This is a genomic window from Ruegeria sp. AL2 (assembly GCF_056540845.1).
Map to the genome: position 1 here is coordinate 74,536 of NZ_JBQFXM010000013.1, position 24,751 is coordinate 99,286.

At 58.1% G+C, this 24,751-nt stretch carries 23 protein-coding genes; 16 read left to right on the top strand and 7 right to left on the bottom strand.

From position 1 onward, the window contains the following. Positions 1 to 3 precede the first annotated feature (3 nt). The 3 genes from ACR0ID_RS15285 to secA all read right to left on the bottom strand — a co-directional run bounded on the left by ACR0ID_RS15285 (position 4) and on the right by secA (position 5,320). A complete protein-coding gene (locus ACR0ID_RS15285; protein ID WP_480554332.1) occupies positions 4 to 1,560 on the bottom strand; it encodes a phosphate ABC transporter substrate-binding/OmpA family protein in 1,557 nt (518 codons plus the stop codon). Between the two features lie 24 nt (positions 1,561 to 1,584). Then, positions 1,585 to 2,502, bottom strand: coding sequence for a hypothetical protein (locus tag ACR0ID_RS15290; protein ID WP_480606704.1), 918 nt, complete (start codon positions 2,500 to 2,502; stop codon positions 1,585 to 1,587). Positions 2,503 to 2,602: 100 nt separating this feature from the next. Beyond that, complete coding sequence (gene secA, locus ACR0ID_RS15295; protein WP_480554334.1) at positions 2,603 to 5,320, bottom strand: preprotein translocase subunit SecA; 2,718 nt, start codon at positions 5,318 to 5,320, stop codon at positions 2,603 to 2,605. 177 nt (positions 5,321 to 5,497) lie between these two features. On the opposite strand from secA, the gene ACR0ID_RS15300 reads away from it, so the two are divergent. The 14 genes from ACR0ID_RS15300 (at position 5,498) to ACR0ID_RS15365 (ending at position 19,960) form a co-directional block, all read left to right on the top strand. Continuing rightward, positions 5,498 to 6,346, top strand: a complete 849-nt coding sequence (locus tag ACR0ID_RS15300) for a peptidylprolyl isomerase (protein ID WP_480606707.1) — start codon at positions 5,498 to 5,500, stop codon at positions 6,344 to 6,346. A 5-nt stretch (positions 6,347 to 6,351) separates the two neighbouring features. Continuing rightward, positions 6,352 to 7,578 carry a bifunctional glutamate N-acetyltransferase/amino-acid acetyltransferase ArgJ gene (gene argJ / locus ACR0ID_RS15305; RefSeq protein ID WP_480606708.1) on the top strand — a complete coding sequence of 409 codons (1,227 nt, stop codon included), beginning with the start codon at positions 6,352 to 6,354 and terminating at the stop codon, positions 7,576 to 7,578. Then, positions 7,575 to 7,973, top strand: coding sequence for an 8-oxo-dGTP diphosphatase MutT (mutT, locus tag ACR0ID_RS15310; protein ID WP_480606710.1), 399 nt, complete (start codon positions 7,575 to 7,577; stop codon positions 7,971 to 7,973). Before argJ ends, mutT begins: the two co-directional genes overlap by 4 nt. A gap of 110 nt (positions 7,974 to 8,083) precedes the next feature. Continuing rightward, complete coding sequence (locus ACR0ID_RS15315; protein WP_480493996.1) at positions 8,084 to 8,674, top strand: hypothetical protein; 591 nt, start codon at positions 8,084 to 8,086, stop codon at positions 8,672 to 8,674. A gap of 288 nt (positions 8,675 to 8,962) precedes the next feature. Beyond that, the gene (locus ACR0ID_RS15320; RefSeq protein ID WP_480606714.1) at positions 8,963 to 10,954 is read left to right on the top strand and encodes an AMP-binding protein; all 1,992 of its coding nucleotides are present in this window, start codon (positions 8,963 to 8,965) and stop codon (positions 10,952 to 10,954) included. Between the two features lie 79 nt (positions 10,955 to 11,033). Continuing rightward, positions 11,034 to 11,852, top strand: a complete 819-nt coding sequence (locus tag ACR0ID_RS15325) for an ABC transporter ATP-binding protein (protein ID WP_480474340.1) — start codon at positions 11,034 to 11,036, stop codon at positions 11,850 to 11,852. A 29-nt stretch (positions 11,853 to 11,881) separates the two neighbouring features. Further along, positions 11,882 to 12,868, top strand: coding sequence for a branched-chain amino acid ABC transporter permease (locus ACR0ID_RS15330; protein WP_480474339.1), 987 nt, complete (start codon positions 11,882 to 11,884; stop codon positions 12,866 to 12,868). 3 nt (positions 12,869 to 12,871) lie between these two features. Continuing rightward, the gene (locus ACR0ID_RS15335) at positions 12,872 to 13,129 is read left to right on the top strand and encodes a hypothetical protein (protein ID WP_209506939.1); all 258 of its coding nucleotides are present in this window, start codon (positions 12,872 to 12,874) and stop codon (positions 13,127 to 13,129) included. A 3-nt stretch (positions 13,130 to 13,132) separates the two neighbouring features. Further along, complete coding sequence (locus ACR0ID_RS15340) at positions 13,133 to 14,209, top strand: branched-chain amino acid ABC transporter permease (protein WP_480482437.1); 1,077 nt, start codon at positions 13,133 to 13,135, stop codon at positions 14,207 to 14,209. Between the two features lie 74 nt (positions 14,210 to 14,283). After that, positions 14,284 to 15,567: an ABC transporter substrate-binding protein gene (locus ACR0ID_RS15345; protein ID WP_480474335.1), complete on the top strand. Its 1,284-nt coding sequence runs from the start codon at positions 14,284 to 14,286 to the stop codon at positions 15,565 to 15,567. Between the two features lie 111 nt (positions 15,568 to 15,678). Beyond that, positions 15,679 to 16,512 (top strand): ABC transporter ATP-binding protein, encoded by an 834-nt coding sequence (locus tag ACR0ID_RS15350; RefSeq protein WP_480474334.1) that lies wholly within the window; start codon positions 15,679 to 15,681, stop codon positions 16,510 to 16,512. Positions 16,513 to 16,531: 19 nt separating this feature from the next. Then, on the top strand, positions 16,532 to 17,749 hold the full coding sequence (locus ACR0ID_RS15355; protein WP_480606718.1) for a phenylacetate--CoA ligase family protein: 1,218 nt from the start codon (positions 16,532 to 16,534) through the stop codon (positions 17,747 to 17,749). A 122-nt stretch (positions 17,750 to 17,871) separates the two neighbouring features. Further along, complete coding sequence (locus tag ACR0ID_RS15360; protein WP_480606720.1) at positions 17,872 to 19,536, top strand: ABC transporter permease; 1,665 nt, start codon at positions 17,872 to 17,874, stop codon at positions 19,534 to 19,536. Positions 19,537 to 19,609: 73 nt separating this feature from the next. Continuing rightward, a complete protein-coding gene (locus tag ACR0ID_RS15365; protein ID WP_480474332.1) occupies positions 19,610 to 19,960 on the top strand; it encodes a DUF2794 domain-containing protein in 351 nt (116 codons plus the stop codon). Here the strand turns inward: ACR0ID_RS15365 and ACR0ID_RS15370 are convergent. The 3 genes from ACR0ID_RS15370 to ACR0ID_RS15380 form a co-directional block, all read right to left on the bottom strand. Beyond that, complete coding sequence (locus ACR0ID_RS15370; protein WP_480606723.1) at positions 19,957 to 20,694, bottom strand: C40 family peptidase; 738 nt, start codon at positions 20,692 to 20,694, stop codon at positions 19,957 to 19,959. The two genes, ACR0ID_RS15365 and ACR0ID_RS15370, sit on opposite strands and share 4 nt — an antisense overlap. After that, positions 20,691 to 22,073: a leucyl aminopeptidase family protein gene (locus tag ACR0ID_RS15375; protein WP_480518152.1), complete on the bottom strand. Its 1,383-nt coding sequence runs from the start codon at positions 22,071 to 22,073 to the stop codon at positions 20,691 to 20,693. Before ACR0ID_RS15375 ends, ACR0ID_RS15370 begins: the two co-directional genes overlap by 4 nt. A 63-nt stretch (positions 22,074 to 22,136) precedes the next feature. After that, positions 22,137 to 22,526, bottom strand: a complete 390-nt coding sequence (locus tag ACR0ID_RS15380) for a hypothetical protein (RefSeq protein WP_480606727.1) — start codon at positions 22,524 to 22,526, stop codon at positions 22,137 to 22,139. Positions 22,527 to 22,670: 144 nt separating this feature from the next. On the opposite strand from ACR0ID_RS15380, the gene ACR0ID_RS15385 reads away from it, so the two are divergent. Together ACR0ID_RS15385 and ACR0ID_RS15390 are read left to right on the top strand one after the other, a co-directional pair. Further along, positions 22,671 to 23,321, top strand: coding sequence for a carbonic anhydrase (locus tag ACR0ID_RS15385; RefSeq protein WP_480474329.1), 651 nt, complete (start codon positions 22,671 to 22,673; stop codon positions 23,319 to 23,321). A gap of 97 nt (positions 23,322 to 23,418) precedes the next feature. Further along, on the top strand, positions 23,419 to 23,889 hold the full coding sequence (locus ACR0ID_RS15390; RefSeq protein ID WP_480606728.1) for an SRPBCC family protein: 471 nt from the start codon (positions 23,419 to 23,421) through the stop codon (positions 23,887 to 23,889). Positions 23,890 to 24,037: 148 nt separating this feature from the next. Here the strand turns inward: ACR0ID_RS15390 and ACR0ID_RS15395 are convergent, their stop codons facing one another. Further along, positions 24,038 to 24,619: a hypothetical protein gene (locus ACR0ID_RS15395; protein ID WP_480606730.1), complete on the bottom strand. Its 582-nt coding sequence runs from the start codon at positions 24,617 to 24,619 to the stop codon at positions 24,038 to 24,040. Positions 24,620 to 24,751: the final 132 nt, after the last annotated feature.

The following is a 24,751-nucleotide window of genomic DNA, read 5'->3' on the forward strand; positions in this document are numbered from 1 at the left end:
CGGCTACTGCACCCAAATCTCGACCCGGCGGTTGACCTTGCGGCCCCATTCGGTGTCATCGCAGGCCATGGGCATCGCTTCACCAAATCCTTCGGCGGTGACCGTGATACTATCAGGGATCGGGGCTTCAAGCGCGGCGATAACCGCGTTTCGCACGGTTTGCGCGCGCCGCAGGGCGATGCGGGCATTTGAAACGGCACCCCCGTCCCCATCGCTGAAGCCTGCAAACACCACCTTGCGTGCCTGCAACGTACCCGCGTCCAGCATTTGCGCCAGTTGCTGAATATTGGCGCGTGACTGCGCGTCCGGACGGGACGATCCGGGCTCGAACCGGACCGACAGGGACAGGCGCGACAGCGGGCGCAAGGTCTCGATCATGCGCTGCAATTCCTCCAGTCCGACCTCAGTTCCGCCGGTGACGACCGCATTGGCAAGCCGGTCCCCCTGCACGCCAACCGGCAGGGTTTCAGCAGATTGATCCACATATCCTGCGTCACGTATCGCCACCTGTGCCTCGGGGCTTTGGCTATAGGCCAGAAACTGTCGCGCAATCCGGGGCAGGCGGCGTTCCGGCAGATACAGGAACATGGGCATATTCAGCGGGTAATCTTCGGTCTTGATTGACTGGCGGGTCGCGGCCAGAGGATGCCCGCACCCGCCAGTCAAAGGCACAGCGCGGGTGCCATGGGCCGATGCCTTGCTGGCGATACCGATGGAAAACGGATCCTTAGCCACAGCCGCGGTCAGGTCATGTATGCGATTGTGGCGGATCGCCGTATCGGTCAGCACCACACCGGCGGTTTTCAGAACCTGATCCTCGACCGCCTGCGCCAGACCCGACCCGGCCTCTGGCACATGCAGTGCAATAGGGGCATCCGGCCCACCCAGCTGCGCCCAGTTGCTGACCTCGCCGGACAGAATGCGGGCCAGATCCGCCAGCGAAACCTGTCGCATCACGCTGTCGGGGGCCACGACCGGGACCATGGCATCCAGTGCAATGACCCGTGATCGCCGCGAGCGTTTCAGATCACCCAACCCCGCAGCTTCGGCAGCCTCCCGCTCGGCCTCGCGCATCTCGCGCAGGGCCATCACGATATCCGCCCGGTCTGCGATCAGGTCGCTGAACCCGCGATCCGTGGTGCCCACGTCAAAGAAAAACCGCGCAAGCGGCGCCGACCGGCCTGCCTGATGCAACTCGTAAACAAAGGTGTCCTCATCCACGCGGGCGGGGGTCGCGGTCAGGTCTTCCTGACGGGCAAAGCCGATGATCAGGGCGGGCAGCACCGTTTCGGCCATCACCGATGATCCGGAAAACTGCACTTCGGCGACGAAATCGATCAGGTTGGGGCAGGCGGGTCCCTCGCATGTGACGCCGGAACCATCCACGGTCAACGTCCCGAATTGCGTATCGACGCGATAAAACTCACCGTCAAAGCTCAGCAGATTGCCTGTCACTTCGACCTTGCCATCATGCGAGGTCAACGTGATGTCCTGCCCAAAAGCACCGGTCGCCACCGTCACGGAAAACAGCGCAGCCACCGCCACACGGAAAAATGTCATAAGAGGTTCAAGCCTGCCTGCGGATTACTTTGCCGCGATTGTCAGGTCTGAGAGCAGATTATTCAACACCAGAAACTCGCCCGAGCGCGAACAATCCGGCAAGGTCACGGACATGTCGCGCGACCGCAGGCGGCGGTCCGACAACAGCTCCAGCGACTGCACGTTCAGCGTGTGGCCGCAGTTTGCATCGGTCACTTCGGCCTCGACGGTCAGGTCAATCGTGCCCGACTGATCCGAAGTGCTGGCCGGGAAAGAATACACTTCGATATTCTGAGTAATCCCGGAATCGGATTGACCCAAGCGCATAACCTTACCGGCGCCTTCGGCAGATGCGTCATCCCAGACATGGCCATCCGCGCCATAGCTGGCGCCAAATTCCAGCGCGTGAATCTGCAACTCGGTATCACCCTGCCATTGCAGGACAACACGATCAAAACCGGCGATTTCGGGGACGTGAGTGGTGGCGACGGTGCCTGTTTCATCTTCGAAGGAAAACAGGAAAATCGCATATTCCGAAAGGGCCGGGATCGCCATATCCAGCGCGCCGCTGGCGTCAGTCATCTGGCTAACAGTGAGGCCGCTATGGTGGATTTCAATCCGCTCATTCTTGTGGCACGGCGCTTTCAGCGACAGGTGCGCCAAGGCACCGGGCGCTGCGGTCGCGTGCGCGCTGATCCTGCAACTCGATGTTCTGGGGACAGCGGGTACAACGCGGGGTGCCGGTGTGACATTGACCGGATCGGCATCTGATACGGTAGCCGACGTCAGCACGATACTGTCCAGCCCCGACAGAATCGAAGACTGATCGGCAACGGAGGCCACATCAACACCGCCCTGCGCGCGGTTCTGCTGCGCAGCCGGTCCGTTCTGCATCAGATAGCCTATGCCCAAGGCACAAGCGACCGTTCCGCACATGGTTACGTAGTTGCGAACTACAAACAAGACACCCTCCCCAGTTGAAGGAGCAGCTTGCACTCTCGCCACCAATCGCGGCCAATTTGTGGCCGCGAGACGGACTCATTGTGATGAAAGGGTGTTAACGTCAGGTCAATCTGCCGTGGCAGTGTTTGAACTTCTTTCCGGATCCGCAGGGGCACAGGTCGTTTCGCGACGGGTTACCCCAGGTTGACGGATCGCCCTCGTCAAACCCCGGCAGCGCATCGCCTGACGCCGCCGCTTCGGCCTTGGCCTCGGCCTGGCTTGCGGCTTTGTCCACGGCCTGCTGTGCCTGTGCTTGTTGCGCCGCCATCTGCGCCAGCATTTCCTTTTGCTCTTCTTCGGTCAGTGGACGCACGCGCGACAATTGCTGTGTCACGGTTTCCCGCAAACCGTCCAGCATGGTTTCGAACAGCTGGAAGCTTTCGTTTTTGTATTCGTTCAGCGGATCGCGCTGGGCATAGCCGCGGAAACCCACGACCGAGCGCAAGTGTTCCAGCGTCAGCAGATGCTCGCGCCATTTGGCATCGATGGTCTGCAACAGCACCTGCTTTTCGATGTTGCGCATGTTTTCGGGACCAAAGGCAACCGCCTTCTGGGCCATCATCTCATCTGCGGCCTTAACCAAGCGCTCCCGCACTTGCTCGTCATCCACGCCTTCTTCGGCAGCCCAGTCCTGAACCGGGGCGTCGATGGTCAGCTTGTCCTTGATCGCCGCATGCAGACCGTCGGTATCCCACTGATCTGCATAGGATTTCGGCGGCATGTATTCGTCAATCAGATCGTCAATCACCTGCTCGCGCATATCCGAGACGATCTCGGACAGGTCATTGGCCGACATGATCTCGCGGCGCTGGCTAAAGATCACCTTGCGCTGATCGTTCATCACGTCGTCGAATTTAAGAACGTTCTTGCGCATGTCGAAGTTGCGGCCCTCGACCTTGGACTGCGCGCGTTCCAGCGACTTGTTCACCCAGGGGTGAATGATTGCCTCGCCTTCTTTCATGCCCAGCGTGGTCAGCACCTTGTCCAGCCGTTCCGAGCCAAAGATGCGCATCAGGTCGTCTTCAAGGCTCAGGTAGAACACGGTACGGCCCGGATCGCCCTGACGGCCCGAACGGCCGCGCAGCTGGTTGTCGATGCGGCGACTTTCGTGGCGTTCGGACGCCATCACATAAAGGCCTCCCGCAGCTAGAACCTTTTCTTTTTCTTCCGCGTGGCGTGCTTCTTCTGCGGCACGCAGGTCTGACGGATCAGCCTCGGGGTTGTCCGCCATCGCTTGCAGCACCTTCATTTCGACATTGCCGCCCAGCTGAATGTCTGTACCGCGACCGGCCATGTTGGTGGCGATGGTCACCGCGCCCAGACGGCCCGCATCGGCGACAATCTGCGCCTCCTGCTCGTGCTGGCGGGCGTTCAGAACATTATGCGCGATGCCTTCCTTGGTTAGCATCTGGCTCAGCAGTTCCGATTTCTCGATCGAGGTCGTGCCCAGCAGGACCGGCTGGCCCGTTTCCTGCGCCTTCTTGGTTTCTTCGATCATCGCGCCGTATTTTTCCATGGCGGTGCGATAGACCTGATCGTCCTCGTCCACACGGGCAATCGGCTTGTTGGTCGGAACCTCGACCACGCCAAGGCCGTAAATCTCGGCAAATTCCTCGGCCTCGGTCAGGGCGGTCCCGGTCATGCCGCCCAGCTTTTCGTATAGGCGGAAATAGTTCTGGAAGGTCACGCTGGCCAGCGTCACGTTCTCGGGCTGAATCTGCACGTTTTCCTTGGCTTCGATGGCCTGGTGCAGACCCTCGGACAGGCGGCGGCCCGGCATCATGCGGCCCGTGAATTCGTCGATCAGAACGACATTGCCGTCGCGCACGATGTAATCCTTGTCGCGCTGGAACAGCTTGTGCGCGCGCAGACCCTGATTCACGTGATGCACCACGGTCGTGCTTTCCGGGTCATACAGTGAATGGCCTTCGGGAATCAGACCGGCAGCCAACAGTTGTTGCTCCAGAAACTCGTTGCCCTCATCCGTGAAGGTCACGTTGCGGGCCTTTTCGTCCAACGTGTAGTGTTCGTCGGTCAGGCTCGGGATCAGCGCATCGATGGCGGTATACAGGTTCGAGCGGTCCTGTGCCGGGCCCGAGATGATCAGCGGCGTCCGCGCCTCGTCGATCAGGATCGAATCGACCTCGTCCACAATCGCGAAATTGTGGTGCTTCTGGTAAACCTGCTCCAGATCGGCCTTCATATTGTCGCGCAGATAGTCAAAACCCAGCTCGTTGTTGGTGGCATAGGTGATGTCGCATTTATAGGCGGCCAGTTTCTCTGCATCGGGCTGGCCCGACCAGATCACGCCGGTGGTCATGCCCACGGCAGCAAACACCTTGCCCATCCATTCCGCGTCGCGCTTGGCCAGGTATTCGTTCACCGTGACCACATGCACGCCCTTGCCGGTCAGCGCGTTCAGATACGCCGGGAAGGTCGCGACCAGTGTCTTGCCCTCACCCGTCTTCATTTCCGAGATGTTGCCCTGATGCAGGAACACACCGCCCATCAGCTGTACGTCAAAGGCGCGCAGCCCCAGCGCGCGGCGGGCACCTTCGCGCACGTTGGCAAAGGCTTCGGGCAGCAGATCGTCAAGGCTTTCGCCATCCAGCGCGCGTTTGCGCAGGTCTTCTGTCTTGTCGATCAGGTCCTGATCGGACAGCTTCTCGAACTCGGGTTCCAGCGCGTTGATCTTTTCGATCAGGGGGCGGGTCGCCTTGATCTTGCGGTCGTTCGGTGTTCCGAACACCTTTTTGGCGAGCGTTCCGAGTCCCAGCATGTTCACTCCAGCGGATCTGTTCTTGTCTTGGTTTTTGACAGGCTTGCCCACCTTGCGCGCAACCCATAGATACGGGGGGTGAAAGGCGGCCCTGTCCAAGGCTTCAAAGCGATGTAAGCGGCAGGTTCCAGAGTGTCAACGCTGCGCCCTGCCGCGGCAAGGAAATAGGATGATTCAATGCCCAAAGGCCTCACTTTTCTGCCATCGCTGGCTCTGACCGCCATGATGGCCTTGCCGCTGGCCGCCGAAACCCAGCCGGATGCATCAACCGTGGTGGCGCGTGTGAACGGGGATGAGATCACTTTGGGTCACGTGATCGCAACCGTTGCCGCCCTGCCGCCGCAATACCAGCAGGCCGAAGATGATGTATTGTTCGACTTCGTACTAGAACAGCTGATCCAGCAGCAACTGCTGGGGCAACAGCAGGATGGGCTGAACAAACTGAACACGCTGCGGCTGAAAAATGAAGAACGCTCCCTTCTGGCGGTTCAGACCGTCACAGCCCTGACCGATACGGTTGTCACGGACGAGGCCATTCAGGCAGCCTACGACGCGCAGTACAACGATTTCGCGGGCGAAGACGAATTCGATGCCAGCCACATTCTGGTCGAGACCGAAGAACAGGCCAAGGACCTCAAGGCGCAGCTCGATGACGGCGCCGATTTCGCCGAACTCGCGCGCGAGCACTCCACCGGTCCGTCCGGCCCCAATGGCGGCGCGCTGGGCTGGTTCGGCAAGGGCCAGATGGTACCGGAATTCGAAACAGCCGTGGTCGCGCTCGAAAAAGGGCAGGTGTCCGACCCGGTTCAGACGCAGTTCGGCTGGCATGTGGTCAAGCTGAACGACAAGCGCAAAACCGAAGCGCCCGCGCTGGACGCCGTGCGCGAAGAGCTTGCACAAACCGTTCAGCAGGACGCCATTCAGGCACGCATCGATGAACTGACACAGCAGGCCCAGATCGACCGCCCCGCTCTGGAAGGTGCCGGACCCGAAGTCCTGCGCCAGCTGGACCTGATTCAGGAGTAACCCCCGTGGCCAAGATCACCAAGGTTTCGCCGCTAGCGCCAGCGTTCTTCCCTGATTTGCCTGCAATTGACGGTGTGCGGTTCGCCACCGTCGCGGCGGGCGTGCGATATCAGGGCCGCACCGATGTCATGCTGGCCGTGCTGGACCCGGGCACATCTGTGGCCGGGGTCTTTACCCGTTCGGCCACACGGGCGGCACCGGTTCTGGATTGTCAGGACAAGACCGGCGGGCCCAGTGATGGCCCGGCGGCGATCCTGGTGAACTCGGGCAATGCCAATGCCTTTACCGGGCATTATGGTCAGACCTCGGTGGCCGAGGTGACGCAGGCCGTCTCGAAGGCGACTGGTGTTCCGGTCGAGCGGGTCTTTACCTCCTCCACCGGCGTGATTGGTGAGCCGCTGGCTCATGACCGCATCATTGCCAAGCTTGAAACGCTGAAGGCGGGTCTCAGCCGTCACGCGATCGAAGACGCCGCACGCGCGATCATGACCACGGACACCTTCCCGAAAGGGGCCGTGGCGCAGGTCGAAATTGATGGCAAAACAGTCTCTATTGCGGGGATTGCAAAGGGTTCGGGCATGATTGCGCCAGATATGGCGACGATGCTGGTCTATATCTTCACCGACGCGCAGGTCGAACAATCAGCGTTGCAGGCGATGCTGAGCGCGCAGACAGACCGGACGTTCAACTGCATCACCGTGGACAGCGATACATCCACCTCGGACAGCCTGCTGCTGTGCGCCACCGGCGCTTCGGGTGTGGACGCCACCGGCAACGCGGCTTTCGCCGAGGCGTTGGAAGCCGTGATGCTGGATCTGGCCCAGCAAGTGGTGCGCGATGGCGAAGGTGCCACGAAATTCGTCGAAATCCGCGTAAAAGGGGCCGCAACAGACGCTGACGCCAAGATCCACGGCCTTGCCATCGCCAACTCTCCGCTGGTCAAAACCGCCATCGCGGGCGAAGACCCGAACTGGGGTCGTATCGTCATGGCCATCGGTAAATCCGGTGCCGCGGCGGACCGCGACCTGCTGAGCATTTCCTTCGGCGACATCCTTGTGGCCGAAAAAGGCTGGGTCAGCCCCGATTACAGCGAAGACGCAGCTGCCGCTTATATGAAAGGTCAGGATCTGGTCATCGCCGTTGATCTGGGCCTGGGCGAAGGCAATTCCACCGTCTGGACCTGCGATCTGACGCACGGATATATCGAGATCAACGCGGATTACCGCTCGTGAAAACCGTGTTGGTCTCTGCTGTCGCCTTGATCGACATCGAGGGCCGGGTGCTGTTGGCCCAACGCCCCGAGGGCAAATCCATGGCCGGTCTTTGGGAGTTTCCCGGCGGCAAGATCGAGCCCGGCGAAACCCCCGAGGCCGCCCTGATCCGCGAATTGCACGAGGAACTGGGCATCGACACCTGGGCCTCGTGCCTTGCCCCCCTGACCTTCGCCAGCTACAGCTATGATGATTTCCACCTGCTGATGCCTCTGTTCGCCTGCCGCAAATGGCAGGGCATCCCACAGTCGAAAGAGGGGCAGGCGCTGAAATGGGTCCGCGCAAATGACCTGCGCAATTACCCCATGCCGGCCGCGGATGTGCCCCTGATCCCGATCCTGCGGGATTGGTTGTAGGGGCTCAAAAGGCGTCAGGCGCTAACGGCCCGAATTTCGGCTTGGCGGATTTATTTGCCGATTTGTGGTAGTGTTCGAGTGCTTTCTCAATGGTGAAGGAGTACCTCGTTATGATTGCAAGTCGAGTTGGAAAGCTTTGGGTGTCCAGGATTGTTTTGATTTTGGCCTTATTTGTTTTGGCGGTTCATAGTGCCAAAGCAGATGATGCGAAGACTGCAGTATCGGTCATGATCGAAGAGCAGGCCCGAATTGATCGCTATGTCGAACTCGATTTTGCACGGCAAGATCTTTTGTTTCACCAGACGAGCACGATCCTGGCCCTATACGGTGATTACAACTCCTACACCAAATCGGACGGCACTCAGGCCAATGGCTCTGACATGACGCGATTCAGAAATCGGGTCACTGAATACGTGCCCGCTGCCATTGTGGATTTCCGGCGAAAGTCCCAAAGAGACAAAACAATTTCCGAGGATGAGGCAAGCAAGGCAGTAGCCGCAGAAACCCTGATGGAAGAGATGGTTTTGGCCGCAGGTGAAATCATTGAACTTTGCGACGCCAACAAGCCCTATGAGGCAAGTCTCGTTTACCGCGATAAGACAATGCCCTTGAACACGAAACTTTTGGGGTTGCTGTACACGTTGCGCTCAACATCTGTTGGTCGTTTTAAAAAAGCAGCATTAAAAGCTAAGTATCAGTAACCGCGCCAACCTGCCGAAGGTCGAATTCTGTTTGCCGGTCCGGCGTCCCTGCTGCACACAGGACCTGTTTGGTACGGTAATTGCGTGGGACGAACGGGTTCCTCGTAACAGTCTGCATTTGTACATATTGTACAAAACGTAACATCACCCTTCTGCACCTGTTACAATTCGTAAGAATTGAGAAAACATCAGGCAAAACTTGACGCTGATCGTGCGGGTGTCCCAAATCGGGGCACTGGCATCCGGGGGCTTTCCCGGATCCGCCATTTCCGGCTTAGAGGAGGCCGGATGGGGAGGAGAAAAAGATTGGCTCAGACGCAGTCGGGCGCCGAAGGGTTGCACTCCCTTCCGGCGCTTCTACACCGCAACGCGACCCAGTTCGGGGATGCCCCGGCCTATCGGGAAAAAGAATTTGGGATCTGGCAATGCTGGACCTGGGCTGAAGCGGCCAAGGAAATTCGCGCGCTCGCTCTTGGATTTCTTGAAATTGGCGTTGAGCGCGGTGACCACATTGCCGTGGTCGGACGCAACCGGCCAGCGCATTACTGGACCATGGTCGCGGCACAGATGGTCGGTGCAATTCCGGTGCCTCTGTATCAGGACGCAGTCGCCGAAGAGATGACCTATGTGATGGAGCATTGCGGCGCGAAATACGTCGTCTGCGGTGATCAGGAACAGGTCGACAAGGTCATCGAAATTCAGGAAAAAGTGCACCAGATCAAGCACATCCTCTATACCGACAAGCGAGGGATGCGGAAATACGACCACAGCCAGATGAACGCGCTGGAAGACCTCATGGCCGAAGGTCAGGCAGGACATCAGCGGTTTGATGCAGAGCTGGACAAGCGCATCTCTGAGATCACCTATAACGACACCTGCGTCATGCTTTATACCTCGGGCACAACGGGCAAGCCCAAGGGGGTGGTTCTGTCGAACCGCAACGTGATCGAAAGCGCCAAGAATTCAGCGATCTTCGACCATCTGACCCGCGATGAAGATATCCTCTCCTACCTACCAATGGCATGGGTTGGGGATTTCATCTTTTCCATCGGTCAGGCCTATTGGTGCGGGTTCTGCGTGAACTGCCCGGAAAGCGCCGACACGATGATGACCGATCTGCGCGAAATCGGGCCGACCTATTTCTTCGCCCCGCCGCGCGTGTTTGAAAGCCAGCTGACCAATGTAATGATCCGGATGGAGGATGCGAGCAAGCTGAAACAGCGCATGTTCCATCACTTCATGGCGCATGCCAAAAAGGTGGGCGGCAAGTTGCTGGATGGCAAACCCGTCGGCTTTGGCGACCGGATGAAATACGCGCTGGGTAACCTGTTGGTCTATGGGCCGCTCAAGGATACGCTGGGCTATGGCCGGTTCCGGGTTGGCTATACAGCGGGTGAAGCGATCGGACCGGAAATCTTTGATTTCTATCGATCTTTGGGCATTAACCTGAAACAACTTTACGGTCAGACCGAAGCAACCGTGTTCATCACCGTACAGCCGGATGGTGAGGTTCGGGCCGATACGGTTGGCGTGCCCGCGCCGGATGTTGAGATCAAGATCGACGACAAGGGCGAGATCCACTACCGCTCGCCCGGCGTGTTTGTCGAATATTACAACAACCCGGATTCCACGGCATCAACCAAAGATGCCGAAGGCTGGGTGGCAACGGGTGATGCCGGGTTCATCGAGGAAAGCTCGGGCCATCTGCGGATCATCGACCGGGCCAAGGACGTGGGCAAAATGGCCGACGGGTCCATGTTCGCGCCGAAATATGTCGAGAACAAGCTGAAGTTCTACCCCGATATTCTCGAGGTCGTTCTGTTCGGAAACGGCAAGGATCGCTGTGTGGCCTTCATCAATATTGACCTGACAGCGGTCGGCAACTGGGCGGAACGCAACAACGTGGCCTATGCGTCCTATCAGGAACTGGCGGGCCATCCGCGTGTGTTAGAGACGATCAAGGCGCATGTGGAAGAGGTCAACAAATCGGTAGCGGCTGATGAAATGCTGTCCGGTTGCCAGGTGCATCGCTTTGTGGTGCTGCACAAGGAACTGGATGCTGATGATGGTGAGATGACCCGCACCCGGAAAGTTCGGCGCGGGTTTGTCGAAGAGAAGTTCCACGACATCATTGCGGCGCTTTACGACGGGTCCGAAAGCGTCTCGACCACGACCGAAGTGACCTATGAGGATGGGCGCAAGGGATCGATTAGCGCGACGCTGAAAATCGTGGACGCGCCGGTTGTACCGGTTGCGCAGCACAAGGTGGCAGCGGAATGAGGGCCGCCACAGCACCGCGCGACCTGCGGCCATCGCCCTGTCCGCCATCCCGTTTTTTGCGCAAGTCAGGGAGTGACTGATGCTGGATAACGCCGAAGGATATGTCACCGAAGACGGTCGCAAGATCGGCGGCGTGGTGATGGAGATGAAGAACATCACTCTGCGCTTTGGCGGCGTCGTGGCGATCAAGGATATCTCGTTCGATATTCGCGAGGGTGAGATTCGCGCCATCATCGGGCCGAACGGGGCCGGAAAATCATCGATGCTGAACGTCATCTCGGGGTTCTATGTCCCGCAGGAGGGAGAGGTCTGGTTCCACGGATCAAAACGCCCAGCGATGCGGCCCTTTGAGGTGGCGCAGCAGGGGATCGCGCGGACGTTCCAGAACATCGCCCTGTTCGAGGGGATGAGCGTTTTGGACAACGTCATGACAGGGCGTTTGAATTTCATGCAGACCAACATCCTCCAGCAGGCCTGGTGGAAGGGAAAGGCCGAGGCGGAAGAGGTTGAAAACCGTGAGGCGGTCGAGAAGATCATCGATTTCCTTGAAATCCAGCACATCCGAAAAACGCCCGTGTCGCGCCTTCCATACGGGTTGAAAAAGCGGGTGGAACTTGCGCGTGCTCTGGCGGCAGAACCAAAGCTCTTGCTACTGGATGAACCGATGGCGGGCATGAACGTTGAAGAGAAAGAGGACATGAGCCGCTTTATCCTCGACGTGAATGACGAATTCGGCACCACCATCGCCCTGATCGAACACGATATGGGCGTGGTGATGGACCTGAGCGACCGCGTGGTCGTGATGGATTACGGCAAGAAGATTGGTGACGGCACGCCCGACGAGGTGCGCAACAATCAGGAAGTCATCGACGCCTATCTGGGAGTCAGCCATGACTGAGACCAAAGCAGATATCCGGGGAGGCACATATGCCTGAGCAGTTAATCTTTGCCACGGAGGTCATCCTTAACGGTCTGATGGCCGGGGTGCTTTATGCGCTGGTCGCGCTGGGCTTTGTGCTGATCTACAAGGCATCCGGAATTTTCAATTACGCGCAAGGGGTTATGGCCCTGTTTGCGGCGATGACACTGGTCGGGATCATGAACGGGCAAGTGCCTTTCGCGCATTTGATCAACGCGACCTTCGGCACACATGTCTATAACTTCGGCTGGACCATCCCCGCCCTGCTGGCAATCATCCTGACAATGGGCGTGATGGTTCTGCTGGCTTGGTGTGTGCAGCGCTTTGTCATGCGGCATCTGGTTGGGCAGGAGCCGATCATTCTGTTCATGGCCACGATCGGTCTGGCCTATTTCCTAGAAGGCGTGGCCGACCTGATGTGGGGCTCTGAGATCAAGACGCTGGATGTGGGTCTGCCGCAGGGCATCAACCTGTGGATTGACGAGGTCACCTTTAACATCTTCGGCTATGGTTTCTTCATCGACAACCTCGACATCGTGGCAACCGTGATCGCGGCGCTTCTGGTGGCGGCGCTGGTGGCCTTCAGCCAGTACACAAAGCAGGGGCGGGCCATGCGCGCTGTGGCGGATGACCATCAGGCGGCACTTTCGGTCGGGATCTCGCTCAACTTTATCTGGGTCATGGTTTGGTCGGTGGCCGGGTTCGTGGCGCTGGTCGCGGGGATCATGTGGGGCACCAAATCGGGCGTGCAGTTCTCGCTGTCGCTGATCGCGCTCAAGGCGCTGCCTGTGTTGATGCTGGGCGGGTTCACCTCGATCCCCGGTGCGATCGTCGGCGGTCTGATCATCGGTGTGGGCGAGAAGCTGTTCGAATTCTCGATTGGCCCGCTGGTCGGCGGCGCGACCGAGAACTGGTTCGCCTATGTGCTGGCGCTGATCTTTCTGGTGTTTAGACCACAGGGTCTGTTCGGCGAGAAGATCATCGAGAGGGTGTAACGCATGACCAAACTCATCGCCATCATCAACGTGATCGCATGGGCGGGGTTCTGGGCCTTTGGATATATCGCGCTGACCTCGAATGACCTGACAGACAGTCAGCTGACGATTGCCGCGATCCTGGCCTTTGCCGGTCTGATCATGGGTGTTCTGGCCTACCTGAAACTGGTGCGCGCCTCTGAGGCGAGCGGATATGCCAAAGGGTCCAGCCAGCTGGACGCCGCGACCCGGAACCGGGCGCAGGAAGAATGGGGAAAGTAACAGATGTTCTATCGTGAGGCCGGAGATTTCAAAACCTCCTACGTGGATGACAGCCAGACTTTCCCGATCAAGTTCGACCGGTACCGGTACTATGTCGTTCTGGCGGTGGCATTCGGGATCATTCCGTTCATCATCAACGACTATTGGGCAAACGCCCTGCTGCTGCCCTTTCTGATCTATGCCATCGCGGCGATTGGGTTGAACATACTCGTGGGCTATTGCGGGCAGGTCAGCCTTGGTACAGGCGGTTTCATGGCGGTGGGTGCTTATGCCTGCTACAAGTTGATGACCGCATTTCCAGACGTCAGCATGTTCATTCATGTCCTGCTGGCTGGTGGCATTACCGCGATTGTAGGCGTTTTGTTTGGCCTGCCTTCCCTGCGGATCAAGGGGTTCTATCTGGCGGTGGCCACGCTTGCGGCACAGTTCTTTCTGGTCTGGCTCTTCAACCGGGTGCCGTGGTTCTACAACTACTCGGCCTCGGGCCAGATCAACGCGCCGGAACGTGATGTGTTCGGCATTATCATCTCGGGTCCGAACGCCCCGGCCTGGGCGACATACCTGTTCTGCCTGATCTTCCTGACCTTCAGCGCCATCATTGCGCGCAACCTGACCCGTGGCACGACCGGGCGGACATGGATGGCGATCCGCGACATGGATATCGCCGCCGAAATCATCGGGGTGAACCCGCTGAAAGCCAAGATCAGCGCTTTCGCTGTCAGCTCGTTCTTTGTGGGCATCGCAGGCGCCTTGTTCTTTGCCGTTTATCTCGGCGCGGTCGAGGTGGGCGAAGCATTCGGCATTCAGAAGTCATTCCTGGTGCTGTTCATGGTGATTATCGGCGGATTAGGCTCGATTTTCGGGTCTTTTGCCGGGGCGGCCTTCCTGGTGCTGCTGCCGGTTCTGCTCAAACTGGTTGGCGTCGATCTTCTGGGTTGGCCGACCGATATCGTTGCCCATCTTCAGCTGGTGATCGTGGGCGCGCTGATCATCATGTTCCTTATCCTGGAACCCCACGGTCTTGCACAGTTGTGGCGCGTGGCGAAAGAGAAACTCAGACTCTGGCCGTTCCCGCACTGAGGGCTGGCCCAATCATAAAGACGGGTGATCAAGCCCGAACTCAATATCGGATCAATCAAGGGAGGAGACACCCGATGAACAAGAAACTGGCAACTGTGGCGCTGAGCGCCCTGATGGCGGCAGGACCTGCGATGGCGGATCTTGTGTTCCCGTCGCTCAGCTATCGAACCGGGCCCTATGCGGCTGGTGGTATTCCATTCGCGGACGGTTACGCCGACTATTTCACGCTTCTGAACGAGCGGGACGGTGGCATTGGCGGTGTACCAGCAAACGTGATCGAATGCGAAACCGGGTATAACACCGAAAAAGGCGTGGAATGCTATGAATCCACCAAAGGTGAAGGCGCGCTGGTGTATCAGCCGCTGTCGACCGGTATCACCTATCAGCTGATCCCCAAAGTGACCGCCGACGGCATTCCTCTGCACACGATGGGGTATGGCCGGACCTCGGCTGCGAACGGCAAAGTGTTCAGCCATGTGTTCAACTATCCGGCCAACTACTGGAACGGTGCGTCCGGTGCGATCAACTATCTGCTGGATGAAAATGGCGGTGACCTGAGCGGCAAGAAGATTGCGCTGGTCTATCACAACTCGGCCTATGGCAAGGAACCGATCCGGACGCTGGAAACTCTGGCTGAAAAGCATGGGTATGAGCTGTCCTTGCTGCCGGTTGATCACCCGGGCCAGGAGCAGAAGTCGCAATGGCTGCAAATTCGCCGCGAAAAGCCTGACTATGTCATCATGTGGGGCTGGGGCGTCATGAACCAGGTTGCGGTTCAGGAAGCGGCCAACATCCGTTTCCCGATGGAAAACTTCATCGGTGTCTGGTGGTCTGGCGCGGAATTCGACGTTCAGCCTGCTGGGGAAAAAGCGACCGGTTACAAGGCGCTGACCTTTACTGGCCTTGGCATGGACTATCCTGTCTATGACGACCTGAAAAAGTACGTCGTTGACTCGGGCAAGGCTGCAGGTGCCGGCGATCAGCTGGGTACAGTTCAGTACAACCGTGGTCTTTATGCCGCCATGCTGGCAGCCGAGGCTGTGAAAACGGCGCAGGCAATGCACGGAACCGCTGATATCGACGCGTCGATGATGCGCGACGGCATGGAAGCACTGGAAATGACCAACGCCAAGATGGAAGCGCTTGGCATGTCCGGGTTCGGCCCTGAATTCTCGGTTTCCTGCGAAAACCACGGCGGCCCCGGCCTTGTCGGTGTTGTTCAGTGGGATGCGGCGACTGGTGCCTGGAACCCGGTACAGGACTTCAAACCGACAGATGCCGAAGTTATCGGCGCGTTGATCGATGAAGATTCCGGTGCCTACGCAACCGAAAACAGCATCTCGCCACGTTGCGAGTAAGGCATGTTGCGCCACGGATGTGATCCGGGGCGTTCAGACAACCGGAGCGGCGGGTCGCCTGCCGCTCCTCACGAACAGCCCCGGAACGGGCAGGCATGAGGAAACGCGCTGATGCTGGATGCGGCACAAACCACTGACGTGCAGGCGGAAACCCTGCTTGAGGTCAATAATATCGAGGTGATCTACAACCACGTGATCCTCGTGTTGAAAGGCGTCAGCCTGAACGTTCCAAAGGGCGGCATCACAGCACTGCTGGGCGGCAATGGCGCGGGCAAGACAACCACGCTCAAGGCCGTTTCGAACCTGCTGCATTCCGAACGCGGAGAAGTCACCAAAGGTTCGATCAAGTATCGCGGCCAGAACGTGCATGAAAGCGATCCGGCCGATCTGGTTGAAAAGGGTGTCATTCAGGTGATGGAAGGCCGCCACTGTTTCGAGCACTTGACCGTCGAGGAAAACTTGCTGACCGGCGCATATACTCGAAAAGACGGGGCTGCTGCGGTCCAGCGGGATCTTGAGATGGTTTACGCATATTTTCCCCGGCTCAAGGAACGCCGCCGGTCGCAGGCAGGCTATACATCGGGTGGGGAACAGCAGATGGTTGCCATGGGGCGGGCGTTGATGTCGCGGCCCGAGACGATTTTGCTGGACGAACCCTCAATGGGGCTTGCTCCGCAGCTGGTCGAAGAGATTTTCAGTATCGTGAAGGACCTCAACGAAAAAGAGGGCGTGTCCTTTCTGCTGGCAGAGCAGAACACCAACGTCGCCCTGCGCTTTGCACATTATGGTTACATTCTTGAATCCGGGCGTGTCGTGATGGATGGCCCGGCAGCCGACCTGCGCGAAAACCCGGATGTGAAAGAGTTCTACCTGGGTATGTCCGATGAGGGCCGCAAAAGCTTTCGCGATGTGCGGTCCTATCGTCGTCGCAAAAGGTGGCTGTGAGCGGATGGAGGATATGGCGATGACCTATTTCGACGCACTCGAAACACGCTCGACAGACGAACGCGCCTCGGATCAGGCCAGGGCACTAGTGGAGCAGATTAAACGCGCGATGTCAGCCCCTGGATTTGCGTCGCATTTGTCAGAATCAGACACTAATAATGTAATGTCAGCAGATGATTTGCCAACATTGCCCGTTCTGCGGAAATCGGATCTGACCCGAGCACAAGCCAAACGCCCCCCGTTTGGCGGATTTACGGTAAAACCGGCGCGGCATTTCCATCATGTGTTCCAGTCACCCGGACCGATCTATGAGCCGGGCAGCACTGATCACGACTGGTGGCGCATGGGCCGTTTCCTGAATGCTGCGGGTGTTGGCGCAGGGGACATCGTCCAGAACTGTTTTGGGTATCACCTGACCCCGGCCGGTATGATTTTTGAAAACGGCGCACGCGCTGTTGGCGCGGCTGTTCTGCCCGCAGGAACCGGACAAACCGAGTTGCAGGTGACTGCCGCCCGCGACGTTGGCTGTACGGCCTATGCAGGCACGCCGGATTACCTGAAAGTCATTCTGGACAAAGCCGACGAGATGGGCGTTTCACTGCATTTCTCGAAAGCCGCCGTTGGCGGAGGCGCTTTGTTCCCGTCTTTGCGACAGGAATATGCCGATCGGGGTATCTCGTGCCTGCAATGTTACGCGACAGCGGATCTGGGCAATATTGCTTATGAAAGCGCCGCGATCGACGGGATGATCATCGACGAGCACGTGATTGTCGAGATTGTTACACCGGGAACCGGAACTCCGGTGGCGCCGGGTGAGGTGGGTGAGGTCGTGGTAACCTCACTCAACCCCGATTACCCGCTGATCCGCTTTGCGACGGGCGACCTGTCCGCCGTGATGCCGGGAATTTCTCCTTGCGGTCGCACGAACACCCGGATCAAGGGTTGGATGGGGCGTGCAGATCAGACAACCAAGATCAAAGGTATGTTCGTGCGTCCGGAACAGGTTGCCGCTTTGGTCGACAAGCATGAAGAGATCGTCAAGGCTCGAGTCATTGCCACCCGTCAGGGCGAGATGGATTCGATGACTGTCCAGATCGAAAGCACAGGCGGGGATGATACGGCATATGCTAGATCGGTGGCCGAAGTGCTGAAACTGAAAGGCGCAATCGAAGTCGTCGCTCCCGGCTCGCTGCCCAAAGACGGGCTGGTGATTGAGGATCAGCGCGTCTACGAATAGCAGTGAAAATCAGGTCTGCGGCAGTTTGTGTCGCAGATTTGTTGACCGACGCACTGGTGTTTCCGAGCATTTTGGTCGATTAAAGGCAGACCCTAAGCCTTTGCCAATCAAAAGCCGGGATGATGGCCCAGATCGACTATTCAGAAAACGGATCACGCAATCGCGGTGTACGCGGCACACGGCTGTTGGCCGCTGTCGCCTATCTTGTGGCTGCGGCGTGCCTGTTGCCCATGGTGGCTGTGGTCCTGGCAGCGGTGACCGGCGGGACAGATACGATCTCGCACCTGATGGACACGGTGTTGCCCGGCTATACCGTGACGACCCTGATCCTTGTGGTGCTGGTTGCGGCAGGTACGTTCAGTATCGGCACGGGCGCTGCCTGGTTGGTGACGATGACCCGCTTTCCCGGCGTCAGGATCCTTGAGATCGCGCTGGTCTTGCCCTTGGCCTTTCCGGCGTATGTGCTTGCCTATGCGTACACTTTTATTCTGGATCATCCGGGTATCGTTCAAAGCACCTTGCGAGATGTAACGGGCTGGGGGCCGCGCGACTACTGGTTCCCTGAAATCCGCTCGACCGGGGGCGCGGCGGTGATGCTGATTCTGGTGCTTTACCCCTATGTCTACCTGCTGGCACGGGCTGCGTTCCTGCAACAAAGTGCTACGGCGTTTCTGGCGGCGCGGGCGCTGGGCAACAACCCATGGCTGGCGTTTCGGCGCGTCTCGCTGCCGATGGCGCGCCCGGCAATCGCCGGTGGCGTGCTTCTGGCCATCATGGAAACCATCGCCGATTTCGGAACCGTGTCGTATTTCGGTGTGCAGACCTTTGCGACCGGGATCTACACCAGCTGGTTTTCCATGGCCGACCGAGCGGCGGCGGCGCAGCTGGCGTGGTGCCTGCTTGTCTTTGCACTGATCATGGCTGTGGCCGAGCGCACCCAACGCGGTAAGGCAAAATACTATCAGGCAGGAAAGAAACATGCTGCCCAACCGGCGGAAGATCTGACCGGTCTTCGCGCCGTCGCGGCATTCTTGTTATGTACGATACCCGTTATCTTCGGGTTTCTGCTGCCCGTTATCATACTGGTCGAGATGGGTTTGGAATCGGAACAGAACCTGCTGTCGCGGCGCTATATCGGTTTCATCCAGAACTCGCTGACCCTTGCCGGCACGGCCGCGGTCGTCACTGTCTTTGCGGCGATCTGTGTCGGGTTCTTTCAACGTCTGAGACCCGGGCGCGCGTCGTCTGCGACGGCCTACATGGCGCGGCTGGGATATGCCGTGCCCGGTGGCGTCATCGCAGTCGGCTTGATTGTACCTTTCGCCAGCTTTGACAACGCGCTGGATGCCTGGATGCGGCAGACCTTCGATGTATCGACTGGGTTGTTGGTTACAGGCTCGATTTGGTTGCTGGTTGCCGCTTACATGGTGCGATTCCTTGCTGCCGCGCTCAGCGCATATGAAGGGGGGCAAAGCACGGTTCATGCCAATATGGATGCCGCGGCCCGGTCGTTGGGGCAAACACCGCTGGGAACATTGCGGCGCGTTCACCTGCCCATTCTGACACCGTCGCTGCTGACTGCGCTGTTGATCGTCTTTGTGGACGTAATGAAGGAATTGCCTGCCACCCTGATCATGCGCCCGTTCAACTTCGACACACTGGCCGTACAGGCATACAGGCTTGCCTCGGATGAGAGGCTTGAGGGTGCCGCCGTGCCCTCACTGGTCATTCTGGCAGTCGGCCTGCTGCCGGTAATCCTGATCTGCCGTCAGGTTGGTCGGCGGTAACACTTGTGTTGTAAATGCCGGACAACCGCGCATCAGGCTTGATTCAAACATAATTTCCGGCAAGGCTGGCGGTATGAACATGCAGCCTCCCAACCGGTTTTCGGCAAGCGCAGCGCAGATGCCCGTGGCCTTTGACCGGCACGAGATGTCGCAAATCCTGTCCGTTTATGGACGGATGGTCGCCGCCGGAGAGTGGCGGGACTATGGTATCTCAAACCTGCGCGACATGGCGGTGTTCTCGATCTTCCGGCGCACTGCTGAGCACCCGATCTACCGCGTCGAAAAGCACCCGCGCCTGAAATCCCGGCAGGGGATGTACTCTGTCATCGGTATGGATGGCCGCATCCTGAAACGCGGCCACGATCTGCGAGCCGTCCTGCGGGTGCTGGAGCGCAAACTCATCCGGGCCGTAAACCCGGATTAGAGCCTTTTTTGCGCTGTAACAGGCCCGTCGCCCTGATCCTGAATGCGTTGAATCGCCCGGTCCATCGGCTCGTACACAACCGCCATATGGCTGGCGTTCGCATGCAAAATCATGTTGTCGCCCAAAACCCAGGCCACGTGCCCTTTCCAGAACAGCAAATCCCCGCGCTGCGCAGGTGTTCCAGCAGACAGGGCAGCGCCCAAGGCTTGTTCCTGATCGCCGCTGTCGCCGGGGCAGGGAATACCGCAGGCCAACAACGCGGCCTGAACAAGCCCTGAACAATCGATGCCGAACCGGCTGTTGCCGCCCCACAGATAGGGCGTACCCAGGAACAACTCGGCCACGGCAACCGGATCGTGCGGTTTTTCTGCAATAGGGGCCATGTGAACCTTTGGGACAAAACCCAATTCGGTCTGCACAAACCGATCCGTTTCGGCAGTCGCGTGGATTTTACTTCCGAAACTCAGAGACACGAGATCGCAGCTTTTGATATCAGGGGTCAAGTATGCATGTGTTGCGGGCGCATTGATCCAATGCGTTGCAGGTATATCCTCGGACAGGTGGTCTGTTTCCAGCCAACCAGCATATCCGTCTTTTTCTGCGACGATCCTGCTCCACCCGCCGTGGTTTTCTTTGACGTGAACTGTGTCTCCCAGCAGCAATTGACGATCACGCGGCCCGTCAGGAGCACGCAACAGGTCGACGACCGGTTTGGATACGCGGCGCTTGGTCATAATCCCAATACCTCCGGTAATGCCGCCAGCACAGCGCGTGATCCCTGACCCAGACCGCCTTTTGTGCGGCCGGGTTCATTGCTGGGTTGCCATGCGTAGATGTCAAAATGGATATAGCGGCTGGACCCTACGAACCGGCGCAAAAACAGCGCGGCGGTGATAGACCCGGCAAACCCGCCCGAAGGGGCATTGTCCAGATCGGCAATGCCGGGTTCGATCATCGCCTCGTAGGGTGTGTGAAACGGCATTCTCCAGACCGGATCGGCAGACGTTTTGGCCGCTTGTGCCAAGGCCATCGCGCAGCTTTCGTCGTCGGTGTAAAACGGTGCCAGATCAGGGCCCACGGCCACGCGCGCCGCACCGGTCAGCGTCGCCATCGAGATCACCAGATCGGGATTCCCCTCATCCGCCAAAGTCAGCACATCAGCCAGAACCAGACGCCCTTCCGCGTCGGTGTTGTTGATTTCAACGGTCAGGCCCTTGCGTGAGGTCAGGATATCACCGGGGCGGAAGGCATTGCCTGATACTGCGTTTTCAACGGCCGGGATCAGAACCCGCAATTGCAGGGGAAGGTCCAGCGCCATGATCATCCGGGCCAGTCCCAGCACATTGGCCGCGCCGCCCATGTCTTTTTTCATCAGGCCCATGGAAGCGCCCGGTTTCAAATTCAGCCCGCCGGTATCGAAACAAACACCTTTGCCCACTAGTGTCAGTCTGGGGCCACTGGTGCCCCAGGTCAGCTCGATCAGCCGGGGGGCCTGCGCCGCGGCCCGTCCCACCGTGTGAATCATGGGAAAATTCTGATCCAGCAGCGCATGGCCAGTGATCACCTTGCAAGACGCGCCGAACTCATTCGCCAGAACCTCGACCGCTTGCTGCAACTGATCCGGTCCCATGTCCGAAGTGGGCGTGTTGACCAGATCGCGCGTCAGAGCTTCGGCATTTGCCATGGCCTCGATACGGGCGGCGTTGATGCCATCAGGTGCAATCAATGCCGCTGACCCTCCGGTCTGGGACGCGTATCGATCGAAGACATAGCCAGTCATCAGCCAGCCAAGACACTCCATCTCCAAAAGATCCGCAGGAATGCCCGAAGCAATGCCGTAGGTGCCTTCCGGCAGCGCCATGGCCGCTGCGGCAAGGGGGAACCGTTTGCGCGCACGTTTTTCTTCGGTTCCGTAACCAGCCAGCGCGAATTCAATTGAGCCGTTCGTTGCCGGCACAAGCAGGGCCTGCCCCAGAGCGCCGGAAAACCCGTTTGCTGCGACCCAGGACTGCACGCGCTCAGGCTGATCCAGAAGCCAGCCGTCCAAATCCGGCTGCGCGATCACATGAAGCGGTACGGAAGGGTCAGAGGATGGGGCGAAGGACAGAGTCATGGGCGCCTCGGCAGATTGTTTCTGTGCACAGACTAGCCGCGCATAATCTGCCCGCAACCCCTGTCAGACGGAAAGGTCCTGTTGGTCCCAGACGGCTGTCAACGACCGCTCACCAACGCGGATCAGACGTCCCAGGGTCGCGCCCGCTGCTACCGCGTCACCGGCATCGACAGCCTGCGTCACGTCCCCTGCAACCCTGGCCAGAACCGTCATCCCGACCTGTTCGGAAATCGCGACCAGCGACCTTGCGCATTTGCGCAGGTCGGCCCACTCGCGCTGACGCCAAAAGCGTTCGCAGTTCGACAGGCGCACTGCCAGTTCTTCGATGGTGCGGCACAGCACATCCAGCGCGTTCTTGTCGCCCAGTTGACGGTAAAGGCCACTTAATTGATCCGAATCCAGACGGACGGATTCCTTGTGTTCAAGCGTGATTATTTTTTCCACCACATTCACCCTAATTCTGACGCCCCCACGGCGCAGGTTTGATACTGGTGGCAAATTCCTTTGCAAAACCTTGCAGAGAAACCGGATAATTGCTCGAATTTTCCTAGAATTCGGTTTAGAGGATCGATCAGCGACAAGAACGGGGACACCGTAATGGAATTTGCCAAACCTTTGCCGAGCTATCTGGTCACGCGGTATCACGGCTGGAAAGCGACCACGTATTCGGAAAACCAGGTCTGGTTCAAGCGGCTGGCAGATGAAGGGCAGCGGCCCCGGGCGATGGTGATCTCCTGCTGCGACAGCCGGGTCCATGTGACTTCGATGTTCGGTGCGGATCAGGGCGATTTCTTTATCCACCGCAATATCGCCAATCTGGTGCCTCCCTATGCGCCGGACGGCGATCATCACGGTACCAGCGCAGCAATCGAGTATGCCGTCACTTCTCTCAAGGTTGCGCATCTGATGGTTCTTGGCCATTCGCAATGCGGTGGCGTTCAGGGCTGTATCGACATGTGCAAGGGTCAGGCGCCGCAACTGGATGCAAAAGAAAGCTTTGTCGGTCGCTGGATGGACATTCTGAAACCAAAATTCGAACTTGTCGCTGATATCGAAGACAGCCTCGAACAAGCCCGACAGCTGGAACGTCAATCGGTTGTCGCGTCGCTTGAAAACCTGATGACGTTCCCGTTTATCTCGTCAGCGGTCGAACAGGGCACCCTGAGCCTGCACGGGTTGTGGACCGATATCGGCGCTGGCGGGTTAGAGAGTTACGATCCCATACAGAAGAAATTCGTTCCGGTCTGACGACAGTTCAAAGTGAATAAATGATGCGGAATACGGCTCTGATTCAGAGCCGTTATTTCGTATTCTCCACTCATGACGTTTGAATTTGGAGCTTGCTATGAAGATGCTTAAACGAATTCTCGCAGGGTTGTGCCTTCTTGTTGTACTGTTCGTCGCAGTCTCTTACGTATTGCCCGGCAAGGCGGAAGTGTCCCGCAGCATCACCATCGACGCCCCGGCCGCAGTGATCTTTCCGTTTGTGAATTCCATGCAAGCGACCGAGAAATGGTCCCCCTGGCTGTCACGCGATCCGGAGACGAAACTAAGCTACAGTGGCCCCGATGAAGGTGTCGGCAACAAGTTGAACTGGAGCTCGGATCACGCACAGGTTGGCAGCGGTACGCAGGAAATCGTCGAAAGCGTGGAAAATCAACTGGTCAAAACAGATCTGGACTTTGGGCAGATGGGCACGGCCTCGGCTTCGTTCACACTGAAACCCGATGGTGACGCAACCATCGTGACTTGGGGGTTCGAATCCGATCTGGGGCTCAATCCCATGTCCCGCTGGATGGGTGCCAATTGGGCATAAGCATGCAAATCCGGCAGATTTAATGCAAATGTGTGTCAATGAGTTTTTGCAACTGTCTGCTCTACACAACCAGTTACGCATGTATCTTCGCCAATGGGTCAACTCGAAGAAGGCCGAACTGACCATGTGCGCCATCGTGCCTACGCAGCTAGGCTTTGGATGCAGCTCGCAATGCGTTTATGCGCTTAATCAATTCCGCTTCGGATACACCGAGTCTCTTCGCGGCGGCTGCTTGCTTGGAAACTTTCTTTGACTGACCTGGCCGCAATAGTTCATCTTTCGCATCACGGAGGGAGACCGAAGGATCGCTGACGTGTTTTCCAGCCTTGTTTTTTTTGGCTTTTTTAGCCCTTTTCTTTGGCTGCTTAGTTTTGTCTAACCGCTTTCCCTCAACAGATGTTCCTGTTTCGGAAGCTCTGTGCCGCTCACTTAGTAGTTGTTCGAACTCTGGCTTTGACTGCGCCCACTTAAGTAGTGACCCATATTCACTGACTTCTTCTCTAAACATCAATGGGATGTGTGGCTTCTTCTTGCCGTTTGCAATCCTTCTCAACAGGATTCTCAGCTGTTCTTGGACTTGCAAACTATATGTATTTGATGGCCGAACTGGCGTGTATACAGGCTCTGAGCGCAAGTATATGCGTTTTTGTTTTTCAGCCGGGTCGTGAGTTGTGAAGCCAATCTCGCTATTCAACACAGTGCCGCCACCAGAATAGTTTTTTTTACCCATCGACCTTCCTTCGCCAAAGTTTGTTCGGTTCCAAGTGGCTATCTCAGAATGTACAAGCCTATTGGTAAGGATGCCCATTGACCCAACACTTGGCAATATATCGGAGAGCGTGTTGTGCCGGAGAACCAGCCT

What these genes read in the sequence shown, in the direction of transcription:
- ACR0ID_RS15345 (WP_480474335.1), top strand. Translation starts at nt 14,284, where the DNA reads ATGAACAAGAAACTGGCAACTGTGGCGCTGAGCGCCCTGATGGCGGCA.
- ACR0ID_RS15375 (WP_480518152.1), bottom strand. Translation starts at nt 22,073, where the DNA reads ATGACTCTGTCCTTCGCCCCATCCTCTGACCCTTCCGTACCGCTTCAT.
- ACR0ID_RS15330 (WP_480474339.1), top strand. Translation starts at nt 11,882, where the DNA reads ATGCCTGAGCAGTTAATCTTTGCCACGGAGGTCATCCTTAACGGTCTG.
- secA (WP_480554334.1), bottom strand. Translation starts at nt 5,320, where the DNA reads ATGCTGGGACTCGGAACGCTCGCCAAAAAGGTGTTCGGAACACCGAAC.
- ACR0ID_RS15360 (WP_480606720.1), top strand. Translation starts at nt 17,872, where the DNA reads ATGGCCCAGATCGACTATTCAGAAAACGGATCACGCAATCGCGGTGTA.
- ACR0ID_RS15385 (WP_480474329.1), top strand. Translation starts at nt 22,671, where the DNA reads ATGGAATTTGCCAAACCTTTGCCGAGCTATCTGGTCACGCGGTATCAC.
- ACR0ID_RS15370 (WP_480606723.1), bottom strand. Translation starts at nt 20,694, where the DNA reads ATGACCAAGCGCCGCGTATCCAAACCGGTCGTCGACCTGTTGCGTGCT.
- ACR0ID_RS15325 (WP_480474340.1), top strand. Translation starts at nt 11,034, where the DNA reads ATGCTGGATAACGCCGAAGGATATGTCACCGAAGACGGTCGCAAGATC.
- ACR0ID_RS15315 (WP_480493996.1), top strand. Translation starts at nt 8,084, where the DNA reads ATGATTGCAAGTCGAGTTGGAAAGCTTTGGGTGTCCAGGATTGTTTTG.
- ACR0ID_RS15355 (WP_480606718.1), top strand. Translation starts at nt 16,532, where the DNA reads ATGACCTATTTCGACGCACTCGAAACACGCTCGACAGACGAACGCGCC.
- ACR0ID_RS15320 (WP_480606714.1), top strand. Translation starts at nt 8,963, where the DNA reads ATGGGGAGGAGAAAAAGATTGGCTCAGACGCAGTCGGGCGCCGAAGGG.
- ACR0ID_RS15285 (WP_480554332.1), bottom strand. Translation starts at nt 1,560, where the DNA reads ATGACATTTTTCCGTGTGGCGGTGGCTGCGCTGTTTTCCGTGACGGTG.
- ACR0ID_RS15350 (WP_480474334.1), top strand. Translation starts at nt 15,679, where the DNA reads ATGCTGGATGCGGCACAAACCACTGACGTGCAGGCGGAAACCCTGCTT.
- ACR0ID_RS15365 (WP_480474332.1), top strand. Translation starts at nt 19,610, where the DNA reads ATGAACATGCAGCCTCCCAACCGGTTTTCGGCAAGCGCAGCGCAGATG.
- ACR0ID_RS15340 (WP_480482437.1), top strand. Translation starts at nt 13,133, where the DNA reads ATGTTCTATCGTGAGGCCGGAGATTTCAAAACCTCCTACGTGGATGAC.
- ACR0ID_RS15300 (WP_480606707.1), top strand. Translation starts at nt 5,498, where the DNA reads ATGCCCAAAGGCCTCACTTTTCTGCCATCGCTGGCTCTGACCGCCATG.
- ACR0ID_RS15395 (WP_480606730.1), bottom strand. Translation starts at nt 24,619, where the DNA reads ATGGGTAAAAAAAACTATTCTGGTGGCGGCACTGTGTTGAATAGCGAG.
- ACR0ID_RS15390 (WP_480606728.1), top strand. Translation starts at nt 23,419, where the DNA reads ATGAAGATGCTTAAACGAATTCTCGCAGGGTTGTGCCTTCTTGTTGTA.
- ACR0ID_RS15335 (WP_209506939.1), top strand. Translation starts at nt 12,872, where the DNA reads ATGACCAAACTCATCGCCATCATCAACGTGATCGCATGGGCGGGGTTC.